12 protein-coding genes are annotated in these 12,300 nt (G+C 63.5%); 7 read left to right on the top strand and 5 right to left on the bottom strand.

Features of this window, described 5'->3' with window-relative positions; translation table 11 throughout:
* Nucleotides 1-258: 258 nt before the first annotated feature.
* The 7 genes from CETAM_RS00060 to CETAM_RS00030 all read left to right on the top strand — a co-directional run bounded on the left by CETAM_RS00060 (nucleotide 259) and on the right by CETAM_RS00030 (nucleotide 4,885).
* A complete protein-coding gene (locus CETAM_RS00060) occupies nucleotides 259-558 on the top strand; it encodes a hypothetical protein (protein ID WP_156226511.1) in 300 nt (99 codons plus the stop codon).
* Nucleotides 559-659: 101 nt separating this feature from the next.
* Nucleotides 660-872: a CopG family transcriptional regulator gene (locus CETAM_RS00055; protein WP_156226510.1), complete on the top strand. Its 213-nt coding sequence runs from the start codon at nucleotides 660-662 to the stop codon at nucleotides 870-872.
* Nucleotides 869-1,135 (top strand): TetR family transcriptional regulator, encoded by a 267-nt coding sequence (locus CETAM_RS00050; RefSeq protein ID WP_156226509.1) that lies wholly within the window; start codon nucleotides 869-871, stop codon nucleotides 1,133-1,135. The genes CETAM_RS00055 and CETAM_RS00050 overlap by 4 nt, the downstream gene beginning before the upstream one ends.
* A 308-nt stretch (nucleotides 1,136-1,443) precedes the next feature.
* Nucleotides 1,444-2,436, top strand: coding sequence for an LPXTG cell wall anchor domain-containing protein (locus CETAM_RS00045; protein ID WP_156226508.1), 993 nt, complete (start codon nucleotides 1,444-1,446; stop codon nucleotides 2,434-2,436).
* Between the two features lie 339 nt (nucleotides 2,437-2,775).
* On the top strand, nucleotides 2,776-3,216 hold the full coding sequence (locus CETAM_RS00040; RefSeq protein WP_156226507.1) for a DUF6918 family protein: 441 nt from the start codon (nucleotides 2,776-2,778) through the stop codon (nucleotides 3,214-3,216).
* A gap of 4 nt (nucleotides 3,217-3,220) precedes the next feature.
* Nucleotides 3,221-3,856 (top strand): metallophosphoesterase family protein, encoded by a 636-nt coding sequence (locus CETAM_RS00035; RefSeq protein WP_156226506.1) that lies wholly within the window; start codon nucleotides 3,221-3,223, stop codon nucleotides 3,854-3,856.
* Nucleotides 3,857-4,117: 261 nt separating this feature from the next.
* Nucleotides 4,118-4,885, top strand: a complete 768-nt coding sequence (locus CETAM_RS00030) for an LPXTG cell wall anchor domain-containing protein (RefSeq protein ID WP_197085759.1) — start codon at nucleotides 4,118-4,120, stop codon at nucleotides 4,883-4,885.
* A gap of 75 nt (nucleotides 4,886-4,960) precedes the next feature.
* Here the strand turns inward: CETAM_RS00030 and gyrB are convergent, their stop codons facing one another.
* From gyrB to dnaA, 5 genes are all read right to left on the bottom strand, one after another.
* On the bottom strand, nucleotides 4,961-7,021 hold the full coding sequence (gyrB, locus tag CETAM_RS00025; protein ID WP_156226504.1) for a DNA topoisomerase (ATP-hydrolyzing) subunit B: 2,061 nt from the start codon (nucleotides 7,019-7,021) through the stop codon (nucleotides 4,961-4,963).
* Nucleotides 7,022-7,171: 150 nt separating this feature from the next.
* A complete protein-coding gene (locus tag CETAM_RS00020) occupies nucleotides 7,172-7,696 on the bottom strand; it encodes a DciA family protein (protein WP_156226503.1) in 525 nt (174 codons plus the stop codon).
* Complete coding sequence (gene recF / locus CETAM_RS00015; protein ID WP_156226502.1) at nucleotides 7,689-8,870, bottom strand: DNA replication/repair protein RecF; 1,182 nt, start codon at nucleotides 8,868-8,870, stop codon at nucleotides 7,689-7,691. The genes CETAM_RS00020 and recF overlap by 8 nt, the downstream gene beginning before the upstream one ends.
* Before the next feature lie 29 nt (nucleotides 8,871-8,899).
* Complete coding sequence (gene dnaN, locus CETAM_RS00010; protein WP_156226501.1) at nucleotides 8,900-10,087, bottom strand: DNA polymerase III subunit beta; 1,188 nt, start codon at nucleotides 10,085-10,087, stop codon at nucleotides 8,900-8,902.
* Nucleotides 10,088-10,683: 596 nt separating this feature from the next.
* Nucleotides 10,684-12,300, bottom strand: coding sequence for a chromosomal replication initiator protein DnaA (gene dnaA / locus CETAM_RS00005; protein ID WP_156226500.1), 1,617 nt, complete (start codon nucleotides 12,298-12,300; stop codon nucleotides 10,684-10,686).

Below are 12,300 nucleotides of genomic sequence, written 5' to 3'. Positions count from 1 at the left end.
GGTATCAATCTGGTAGCAGTGAATTATTATCCGGTACGCAGCCGCTAACCGATTAAAGCTGCTGCCAACAATGCAAATCGCCCCCCTAACAAGGGGTGACCCTTGGTGTGACCTTAGTGATTCGCCATACATGCGCTTCTTATTGCAATTACCATCACAGTTACTGCCAAAGAGTTCACAGTTCACTAAGAACTTAGGGCCCCGGCGGTACCCAAGCTCGAATCCAGATTGACCGTCTACTCCCCGAAGGGAAATCTCATGTTCACCAAGCGTATCGCTACCCTGGCCGTCGGCGCCTCCCTGGCCGCCTCCGCCATCCTCGCTCCGCAGGCCGTCGCCAACGACCACCGCGGTGGCGGACACAACGACAGGGACGACAAGTCCTCCGTCGTCCGCGTCTCCAGCTTCGACAAGGACAAGAAGCGCGGCCACGACTACCGCGGCGACCGTCACGACAACAAGAAGAACAACGACGGCTCCTCCTTCAAGGCCTTCTCCGCTTCCTCCAAGGATAAGGACCGTCGCGACGGCGGCCACCACAACGGCCCGCGTCGCTAGCTGAATCGGCCGTGAGGCCACCCAGCTGCATCACCCCGAAATCGCTCCGCGTTTGTACGCGGGGCGATTTTTCGTTGCCGGCACTCTGGTACCAATGGGTCATGGCCATGACCCTTCGACTCACCCCGGATCAGGATCGCGCGCTCACCCTCCTCGCCGAAGCCCAGGGCTCCAGCAAACACGAGGCGGCAGTCCGTGCCATCGTCACGGCCGCGACCCGTCTTGTCAACGACGACGCCGTCGCCCAACTCGCCCGCGACGTCATCCCCGGCCACGCGGCCCTGGAGGCCCGGATGCGGCGTGCGCGGGGATGACCCCCTCCCTCACGCCGGAACAGCTGCTGCTGATCGCCGATGAGTTCTGCGCCACCCACCGTGTCCAGATCCGGGACTTCGGTGCCCTCGTCGCCGCGGCGGCCGTACCGGGGGCGCGTATCGACGGCATCCCCGTCCACGCCACCTCCCACGCCGCTGGCGAGGCCCTCGCCCGGATGGTGGACCGGCTGGAGCCCCTGAGTGATCTCAACCGGGAGTTCGGTGCCGTCTGCAGGGCCGTGTACCACCGTTTCACGCTCTGAACCAAACCCCGTTTTTCACATATGCCACTCAATTAACAGCAATCACATTTCAGAAACCGCATCCTTCGAAAAAAGGGCAGATGAGCTCAACCTTTATCAAATTCACCCCCACCTAAGGGTGCGAAAGATGCCACTTTTTCCCCTATTGCCAGGTTTCTCGCTGCTTACACTTAATTCCTTTCCTAGTTGACTTATCGTGTGAAGCGCAGTCGGTTTTGGGAGTAGTTTCCGCGCCCGACCTGGTCGCTTCTCAGGAAACCCATCCCGGCGATCACCTCTCAGCATCCACTTCTTTCGAAGGAATAAGAATGTCCAAGAAGCGCATTGCCGCACTGGTCGCCGGTGCCTCCATCGCGGCCTCCGCAGTCATCCTCCCGTCTGCTTTTGCCCAGGGAGACTGGGTTGAGGATTCCAACGGAAACCCGGGAAGACTTCAGACCATCACGATCCAGCAGGGCCCTAACGACCCCGCCGAGCCCGTCACCATTTTCATTCCGGAAGGCAAAGCCCTCGTCGGTTTGGACGAGGCAGATAACTCGACCTACGCCCAGTGTTTCACGCACAACGCTAACGAAAGCGTGAACTACAACAAGCCGCAGGCCCTCGACAGGACCGGAATGACGTACACCACGGTGATTGTTGAGGGCACTTCTTACATGATCCCCAGCACCACCTGCTCGACCACCGGCCCTACCAAGCCGTCGACCTCGACCTCCGAGACCTCGACCTCCGAGACCTCGACCTCCGAGACCTCGACCTCCGAGACCTCGACCTCCGAGACCTCGACCTCCGAGACCTCGACCACGGAGACCAAGGATCCGAAGCCGACCAAGGATTATGACGACAAGGACGGCTCCGCTCTCCTTAGCTCCGGTGACATCGACGACGACTCCTCCCTCGCCGGCTCCGCGGCCCTGGGTCTCGGGCTGTCCGCTCTGGCCGGTTCTGCTCTCCTGGGTTCCGGTTCCTCCGCTTCCTCCGACGACCAGGCCCCCGGCCCGCGTGGCGAGGCCGCTGATGAGGCTCCGGCTGTGACCACCACCCCGGCTGCTGCCGCTGAGGCTGATTTCGTTGACCACAAGGCTATTGCCCAGCAGCAGGCTGCGAACGCTCCGGCCGCTCAGGGCGCCCCGGCCAAGGCCGCTCCGGCTACGCAGGAGGCCGCTCAGGTCAAGGCTGCTGCCCAGCAGAAGCAGCTGGCCAACACCGGCGTCGCGGGAACCCTGATCGCCCTGGCCGTCGGCCTGATCGCCGCCGCCGCTGGTGCCGGCCTGCTGGTTCTTCGTCGCCGCGCCAACTAAGTCTGACGCTCTCCACTCCGCACCACCGGGATAACCGCTCCGCACCTTCGGGTGCCGGGCGGTTTTCCTATCTGACACGGCCGGATACCCCAAATGACACGGAGGGAGTATCTACCTTCCGTTTCATTGGCGGGAGTCTGGAGGCGTGTGTAAAGTCGTTAACGTTGTGGTTGCAGTGAATTAGAGTTATTGAAGTGATTCGGTTCCTGCGGCGGAAGAACCACAACACATCAGCGATCTCCGTCGTTGTTCCCACCCGCTCATCCCGGATGAGTTCAACCATGGTGATCGCTTCCTTTCTTGCCCCCCTTCGTCCGGGACCGCACTAGGCTGGCATCCATGACTGATCTCTCCCAGCTCCTCACCGACGACAAACGCGCCGACGTGGTTGCAGAACTGGCCGCTTTCGCGGACGCGACCGTCGCAAAGCAGTCCGGCATCAGCGGCACAGCGATCAAGGCGGCCGTGGCGGCCGCGAGGAAGATTGACGGCGCCATCGTAGCCAAGGGCATCAACCGGATGCTCCCGGACATTCTCGGGGACCTCCAGCCCCACTGGCAGGCTTTCCGGGGCGACGCCGAGCAGGACTTCGGTGCATTCCTCGCCGGCCGCGAGGACCTCGTCGTCGACTCACTCATGGCCGTCGCCGACCGCAACGCCGAGCAGATCACCGTCGCACCGCTGGCCAAGGCCTACAACGCGCTGCGCGGCAAGGGTGCGAAGATCATCGGACCGGAGATCCCCGGTTTCGGTCGCATCCTGCAGAAGCACATGTCCTGACCCGATGACCGCGGTCCGCCTCGTGGTGTTCGCCGACCTGCACCTGGGCACGAAGAAGGCACCCGGGTTGCGGTGGGCGTACGAGGCACTTTCCGAGGCCACCCGCCGCTCCCCCGACGTCGTCGTCTTCGCCGGCGATCTGCTGGACAAGAAGAAGGCCGTCGAAGCCGATCTCGCGGACGGCGTGGCCCTGTTCCGCCACATCACCGAGGACCTCAATCTTCCCCTGGTGCACGTGTGGGGTAACCACGACGTCGGCTCAGGCCTTCTCCCCCGCTTTCCCGACCTGCCCGGCGTTCATCGTCCCAGCGGCGAGGGAATAGAGGAAATAAGGGTGCCCGGCATCCCCCTGGTCTTCCACGCGGTGAACGTCATCCGGGACCCCGACCCGCGGGACCTGCTCGAGAACCTGCCACGGGTGGAGGAACCCGGGCACATCGGCATCCTGCACAGTGAGGTCGAGGGCCAGTACACCAAGAATCCCTGCCTGCCCACCACCCTGGAACATCTGCTCTCCCGGGGATACGGGGCGTGCCTCCTGGGCCACGTCCACACCCCGGTGGTACTCAACGAGGACCCGTGGATCGGGTGGGTCGGGATGGGGAAAATGCTCGAACTTCAGGTTCCGCCGCTGCCCTGAGGGGCAGAACCTTCGTCGCGTGGGTCACATCAGGGCCCGGATACGTTCCAAACCACCCCCGATAGGGGCGAGATCGAAAAATACACCGGCATTTTCCCGGATATTCCCTCTTTCGCATGGAAACTGGTTGAAACGTTGAATAACGTGATGCGGGCGGAAGGGTATCGGTTGTATTACAGCTCACCTCCGCCGCGACACTGCTTCATACATGTCGACGCGAAACAAGCCGTCCGACCGAGTCCTACTTTTGAAGGAATTCACATGATCAACAAGCGTATTTCCGCTCTCGCCGCCACCGCGGCCCTGGCCGTCTCTGTCGCACTCGCACCGCAGGCTGCAGCTCAGACTGAAGACCTCAACGCAGACGTCAACAACACCCAGGCTCAGAACCGTGGGGGCGACGGTGGCAACCACGACGGTGGCCACGACCGCGACAAGGACCGCGACAAGGACCAGTCCAGCAACATCGTCGGCAGCTCCATCGGCACCGACGAAGACGAGTGCGACGACAAGGGCCACAAGCGCGGCAAGAAGGATGATTCCTGCGGCGAAGGTTCGTCCATCGACGGCTCCGCCGCCCTGGGCCTGGGTCTGTCCGCGCTCGCCGGCTCCGCCCTCCTGGGCTCGGGCTCCTCCGCTTCCTCAGACGACCAGGCTCCGGCCCAGGCTCCGGCCCAGGCCGCACCGGCTGCGGAAGAGGCTCCGGCCGCTGAGGCTGAGTTCGTTGACCAGAAGGCCATCGCCCAGGCTGAGGCAGAGCAGGCCGCCCCGGTCGCCGCTGAGGCTGAGTTCGTTGACCACAAGGCCATCGCCCAGGCTCAGGCCGAGACCGCCCCGGTCGCACAGCAGGCTCCGGTCTACGCTCAGGCTCCGGCCGCACAGCACGCTCCGGTTCAGGCCGCTCCGGCCGCACAGCAGCAGCAGCTGGCCAACACCGGCGTCGAGGGCACCATGATCGCCCTCGCCGCAGGCCTGATGGCTGCCGCCGCTGGCGCCGGCCTGCTGGTCCTGCGTCGCCGCACCGCCTAAGACTGAAAAACCGCCCTGCACCTTCCAGGTGCAGGGCGGTTTTTTCGCGCCCGACGTGGGGCGTCGATAAGCAGACTAGACGTCCAGGAAGCGGACGTCCTTCGCCTTACGGGTGATGAAGGAGCGGCGGGCCGCGACGTCATCGCCCATGAGAATGGAGAAGAGTTCATCGGCACGCTGGGCGTCCTCGAGGTCCACGCGGCGCAGGATGCGCTCCGACGGGTCGAGGGTGGTCTCCCACAGCTCGTTCGGGTTCATCTCGCCCAGACCCTTGTAGCGCTGGATACCGTCGTTGGTGTTGATCTTCCGACCGGCCGCCAGCCCCTCCGCGATGATCTTGTCACGCTCATCATCGGAGAAGGCGAAGCCCGGCTCGCCCTTGGACCACTTCAGCTTGTACAGCGGCGGGTTGGCCAGGAAGACGTGACCCTCAGCGATCAGATCCGGCATGAAGCGGAACAACAGGGTCAGCAGCAGGGTGGCGATGTGCTGGCCGTCGACGTCGGCATCCGCCATGAGGACGATCTTGTGGTAGCGGAGCTTCGAGAGGTCGAACTCCTCGTTGATGCCGGTACCCAGAGCCGTGATGATCGCCTGGACCTCGGCGTTCTTCAGCACGCGGTCCAGACGGGCCTTCTCCACGTTGAGAATCTTGCCGCGCAGCGGCAGGATCGCCTGATACATGGAATCACGGCCGGCCTTGGCGGAGCCACCGGCCGAGTCACCCTCCACGATGTAGAGCTCGGAGACGACGGGGTCCTTGGAACGACAGTCCGCCAGCTTGCCGGGCAGTCCACCCAGGTCCGTCGCCGACTTTCGGCGCACCAGCTCACGCGCCTTACGGGCCGCGATGCGCGCCTGGGAGGAGGAGACCGCCTTGTTCACGATGGCCTTGGCCTCCGCCGGGTTGGCGTCGAACCAGAAGGCCACATGCTCGTTGACCATGCGCTGCACGTAGGAACGGATCTCCGTGTTGCCCAGCTTCGTCTTGGTCTGGCCCTCGAACTGCGGCTCACCCACGCGGACGGACACGACGGCTGCGAGACCCTCGCGGCAGTCCTCGCCCGTGAGCTTCGGGTCCTTCTCCTTGACCAGCTTGTGTGCCAGGGCGTACTTGTTCATCAGGGAGGTCAACGCCGAACGGAAACCCTCCTCGTGCGTACCGCCCTCATGGGTGTTGATGGTGTTGGCGAAGGTGTGGACGGACTCCTTGTAACCGGAGTTCCACTGCATCGCGATCTCGACCTCGTGGCTGGTGCCCTTCGCCTCGAAGCCCACAATGGACGGGTGGATGGCCGTCTTACCCTTGTTCAGGTGGTTGACGTAGTCGACCAGTCCATCCGGGTAGTGGTAGACGACCTTCTTCTCGCGCTTCTTCGGCGGCTTCGGCGCCTCGCCGGCCGGGGCCTTCTCCACCTCGACCTCGGTGTCATCGAAGGACGAACCGTCGAGAGCCTCGGCGGTGTCGCCCGCCTCTGCCAGGGCCTCCAGCTCAAGCTCCGTGTCGGTGACCCGCTCGTCCTTGAGCGTGATGGTCAGTCCCTTGTTCAGGAACGCCATCTCCTGCAGACGACGTGAGATCGTGTCGTAGTCGAAGTGGGTCGTCTCGAAGATCTCGGCGTCCGGCCAGAACCGGATCGTCGTACCCGTGCCACGGGCGTTGCCACCCTCGATCAGCTCTTCCGGGACGGAGTTGTTGAAGTTCTGGATCCAGTGCTTGCCGTCCCGCTTGATGTCGGCCTCGACGCGGGTCGACAGCGCATTGACCACGGAAATACCCACACCGTGCAGACCACCGGAGACCGCATAGGAATCGGAGTCGAACTTGCCACCGGCGTGCAGCTGGGTCATGACGACCTGAACCGTCGGTGCACCTGAGGGGTGCATCTCCACCGGGATACCACGACCGTCATCCAGCACCTGCACGGCGCCGTCAGCCAGCAGGGTGACCTCAACCTTGGTTGCGTGACCCGCCATCGCCTCATCGACCGAGTTATCCACGACCTCCCACACCAGGTGGTGCAGGCCACGGGGACCCGTTGAACCGATATACATGCCCGGGCGCTTCCGGACTGCTTCGAGGCCCTCGAGAATCGTGATCGATGACGCGCCGTAACTGTTTTCAGCGTTTGCCACGTGAAACGAGCTCTCCTCGCTAGAAGGTAATTTCAGACCTCCTCAGTCTACACCCAATGGGGTGGCACCAGAGAAGGGGTCTCACGCGGCGGAGGGGTGTTCTCGCGCGTTTTCGGACGATTCTTCCCTCGGGAAAACTACCCCGGCGGATTATCCGAAGGTGTCCCGGGGCCCGCGTCCCTTCACATGAAGTGGTCCCTTCCGCCAGCTCGGCGCCTTCGGCCCGAAGATCTTCAACTCGACGATGATGTTGGGCCCCACCTTTTCAGCGATCACCTGCAGGATCTGCTTCTGCATCATCCTCAGGTTGGTGGCCCACGCGGTGGAGTCACAGGTGATGAACAACTTCTTGTCCTTGATCATCTCCACGCTCGTGTGCTGCGCGATCTTCTCCCCCACCAGCTCGTCCCAGTGTCCGAACACCCAGCCGCCGGCGATCTCCTTCTCCCAGCCCCGACGGGCGATCTCCGTGCCCAGCACCGATCCCAGCGAATCAACCTCCAGAGGTCGCCTTCTGCGTCTCCCGTCCCTGCCCGTGGGCCGACCGATCCTCGGCGGCAGGCTCCTGCTCTTCGGGGCAGGCTTGCGCGGCGGAAGCGGAGTCGCGCCCCGCTTCTTCGCCGCCTGCTGCATCGCCTCGAAGGCGGCTTTTACGGGGTCCGGCTGCTCACTCATCAACCTGCTCCAGGATGCTGATGCGCCCCTCGTCGGTGTCCCGGACGGTGACGGTGAAGCGGTTGACCGGGGCGTCGGTCAGCTCCGGGAGATTTCCGGGCAGATCTTCGGCCACCGCCGCGGTGATGAGCACCTGCTCCGCATCTGCGGCCAGCCCCATGAGTTTCTCCCGACGGCGCGTGTCCAGCTCCGCGAAGACGTCGTCGAGGATGAGCACCGGATCTGAACCATCGCGACGCAGCAGCGTGAACTCGGCCAGACGCAGGGAAATCGCATACGACCACGTCTCCCCGTGTGAGGCGAAGCCTTTGGCGGGCTGCTCACCCAGACTCAACACGAGATCATCGCGGTGTGGCCCCACCAGAGACATACCGCGCTCGATCTCCCGCTGACGACCCCGGCCGAGCCCGGCGAGCATCTCCGCCTCGAGCACGGCGACGTCCCTGCTTTCCGACGCCACCGTGGACCTGTACTCCACCCGTGCCGGCCGTGACTCCGGCGCGATGCCGGCGTAGGCCTCAACGATAAGTTCGCCCAGGTCATCAACCAGATTCAGCCTGGCCGCGATCACCTGGGAACCAAGCGCCGCGAGCTGCCCGTCCCACACATCGAGGGTTGCCAGTGTGCTGGCGCCGTCGGCGTCCCGGTAGCCCCGGCGTAGCGAACCACCCGCGGTCTTGAGCAGCGCGTTACGTTGGCGCAGCACCTTGTCGTAGTCGGCCTTCACCCCTGCCAGACGAGTACTGCGGGTGGCAATGATGTCATCCAGGTAGCGGCGACGCTCCGCCGGCTCGCCCTTGATCAACGACAGATCCTCCGGGGCGAACAACACGGAACGCACCACGCCCAGCAGTTCCCGCGGGGAATTCAGCCGCGCCCGGTTGATCTGCGCCTGGTTGGCGGCATGCGGTTTGATCAGCAGATGAGCGGTCAGCTCCCGACCCTGGTTCACCACGGTCACCGAGATCCGTGCATTCTCCGCACCAGACCGCACCAGCGGCGCATCGTGGGAGACGCGGTGAGACGACAGGTGCGCGCTGTACCCCACGGCTTCGACGATGTTGGTCTTGCCGAAGCCGTTGCGGCCCACGAACAACGTGACTCCCGGTTCAAGATCCAGGCTCAGCTTCGGCCAGCTGCGGAAATCACGCAGGTCAAGCGTCCTGATGTAGATGTGTGCTCACCTCCCGGACGAAACTGGAATTATCCCGGCAGCCGGACGGGCATGAGCAGGTAGGTGAACTCGGTCTCCGGCGTGGGGAAGGTGCCGTCGGCGTCGGCCTCCGGCAGCTGTTCCGGCTCGGGGATGAGAATCGCCGGGCGGGAGGGCTCGGTGAAGCCGAAGACCACACGGTTGGTGTGGACCACTGACAGACCGTCGCGCAGGTAGCCGGGGTTGAAGGCGATGATCAGCTCGTCACGGCCGGTGAAACCACAGGGCAGACGCTCCTCGGCATGGCCGGACTCCATACCGCCGGCAGAGAGGATCAGCTCGCCCTCGTTGAACTGCATACGGATCTGGGCATTGCGCTCGGTGACCAGGCTGACGCGGCGGATGGCTTCCTGCAGCGGGACGATCTCCACCGTGGCCATCGAGGTATGGGTCTTCGGGAGCAGTGGCTGGATGTTCGGGAAGTCCGCGTCCAGCATTCTGGTGGTGGTCTCACGGTTGTCGGTGTGGATGCCGAAGAGGCCGGCGGCACCGATCTGCTCGCCGGTGCCCACGGCGATCTCCACCCGGTTCTGGACGTGGGTGTCGATGGTGCGGGCGTTTTCCAGCAGGGTCTTCGCCGGGATCAACAGCTTGGCCTCGACGTCCGGGGAGACCGGATCCCACTCGAAGGTGCGCAGCGCCAGGCGGAAACGGTCGGTCGCCGCGAGCTTGACCTGATTTCCGGCGATCTCCATGTGCACGCCCGTGAGCATGGGCAGGGTGTCATCTTTGCCCGCGGCCGTGGCGACCTGTGTCACAGCCTCTGCGAACAGTGCCGGATCGATGGTGCCGGTGACCTCGGGCAGAGTCGGGATCTGCGGGTAGTCATCCAGGGGGATCAACGGCAGCTCGAAGCGTGAGGAACCACACGAGACCAGCGCCTTCGACCCCTCGACCCGCAGCTCCACCGGTTTGTTCGGCAGGGTGTTGACGATCTCGGCGATGAGCTTGCCTGCCACCGCGATGCGTCCCGGCTCTCCGACCTCGGCGGCGATGCGTACCCGCGTCGACACCTCGTAGTCGAAACCGGTGAACTCCAGACCATTGTCATCCGCGGTGATGAGCATGGCGCGCAGCACCGGCTGGGTCACCTTGGTGGGCAGACTTCTGGCCACCCAGGCGACGGCGTTGGCCAGGTCATCCCTTGCCACCCGGAATGACACTGCTTGTGACTCCATGCTTCGGGCTCCTCGAAATATTTGTGATCCCACATCGGAAGAACGTGTGGACCGGAAACAACAGACTCCAACGTACCCCACGGTTCGGTGAGTCGAAATCTTGTAATTCGAAGATTCCGTTTGTCCTACCGGCCGCGGGACACCGGGCCGGACCGTTTTCCCCACACCCTCTTTCTTCTTTAGAAATTACAAGTTTTAAAAGGAGTAGTAACAATAGGTCCTGTGCAATCTGTGGAGGGGACCTTGAATCACAAGGTAGTCGACCGAATCCGCCATGTGACTCAGGGTGTGGATAGCCTGTGGATAACTCGGGCGGGCTGTGGATAAGTTTTCCACAGCCGGAGTTGTCCACAATCCTTCCCCAGCCCGCCTACCACTTCTCAACAGGCAAAACGTAGTTGTCCACAGGACGGAATGGAGGAGTGATCCAGGCCACTGTGTGACTAACCTCTCGGAATTACATTTTTGTAATTACACTACTGTGGACAACTCTGTGGAGAAGTCATTTTTCTGGGGATGAATCACAGAAACCCCAGGTCGCTAGCGGTGCAGGGCACCACCGCCGGCCTGGGGCTACGCGCAAGAGCTACGGGCGGCTAGACGCGTCCGCGGTTCTTGATCAGTTGGGTCAGCTGCTGAATCTCGTCGTAGACGTCCCGCTTCTCGGTCATTTCGGTACGGATCTTGCGGTCGGCGTACATGACGGTGGTGTGGTCCTTACCGCCGAATTCGTTACCTATCTTCGGCAGGGAGAGATCCGTCAGCTCACGGCAGAGGTACATCGCCAGCTGGCGGGCGTGCGCGACGGCGCGGGTCTTGCCGGCGCCGGTGAGGGTCTCCATGGTGATACCGAAGTAGTCGGTGGTCACCTCCATGATGGTGGAGGCGGTGATCTCGACGTCGGCGGCATCGGGGAGGATGTCGCGCAGCGCGATGGCCGCCATCTCCCGGTTGATCGGCTCGTTGATCAGCGAGGAATATGCCGACACGCGGATGAGGGCGCCCTCAAGTTCACGGATCGACGACTCGAAACGCGAGGCGATCAGCTCCAGCACGCTGCGGTCGACATGGGTGCCATCTGCCTGGGCCTTCTTCTCCAGAATGGCGATGCGCGTCTCCAGATCGGGCGGCTGGACATCCGTGATCAGACCGCCTTCGAAGCGGGTACGCAGACGGTCCTCCAGCGTGGTCAGCTGCTTCGGGGGTCGGTCGGAAGAGAGGATGATCTGTTTGTCGGCCTGGTGCAGAGCGTTGAAGGTGTGGAAGAACTCCTCCTGTGTGCCTTCCTTACCCTGCAGGAACTGGATGTCATCGACCATGAGGATGTCCAGGTTGCGGTAGCGCCGCTTGAAGGATTCCTGCCTGTCATCGCGCACCGAGTTGATGTAGTCGTTTGTGAATTCCTCACTGGAGACGTACTTCACACGCAACCCCGGCTGCAGCACCTGGGCGTAGTTGCCGGCGGCGTGCAGCAGGTGGGTTTTACCCAGACCGGAGCCACCCCAGATGAAGAGCGGGTTGTAGGCACGGGCCGGGTTTTCCGCCACGGCAACGGCCGCGCCGTTGGCGAAACGGTTGGAGGAACCGATGACGAAGTTCTCGAAGGTGTACTTGGGGTTCAGCGACCGCTCGCGGTTCGGGTCGTGCGCCGGGGTTTCCCGCAGCATCCGCTGGCTCTGGTGATACACCGGTGAAGTCGGCGCGGGGTTCTGCGGGGCGGTCGGTGCGTGCGAAGGGTACTGCGCGTAGTTGTGCTGCTGCCGCTGAGCGGGGGGCTGCATCTGCGGCTGTACGTCCCGCTGGACCGGGGGCGCCGGAAGGGTGGTGTGCGAGGTGTCCCACCCGAGCTGATGATCAGGAATCCGCTGCTGAATGCCCTGTGCATAGGTTTGCGCCGGGGCGGGCGGCTGGCTCGGCTGGGCCGCCTCCGGCTGGATGGAGACCGCCAGACTGCAGGGCCGGCCGGTGCGTTCGGAGAGCACCTTGACGATGTGCGGTCCGAGGTCGTCCTCGATGACCTGCTTGGCCATGGCGTGCGGGGTCGCGAGGACCGCGTAGCCGTCAACCAGCACGATGGGTTGGACCAGGCCGAGGAAGGCCCGCTGCTGGTGGGTGAAGGCGGGAATATCCGAGTCGGGACGCTCCGACTGATCGAGTAGTTCCGCCTTGATCGCCTGCCAGGTCTGGGTGAGTGACTGCTGGTCTTCTGTCAC

Origin of the sequence: Corynebacterium comes (assembly GCF_009734405.1) — a bacterium.
Classification (GTDB): domain Bacteria; phylum Actinomycetota; class Actinomycetes; order Mycobacteriales; family Mycobacteriaceae; genus Corynebacterium; species Corynebacterium comes.
Note: the sequence above shows the minus strand (reverse complement) of the source record. Positions and strands in the feature narration are given on the sequence as shown.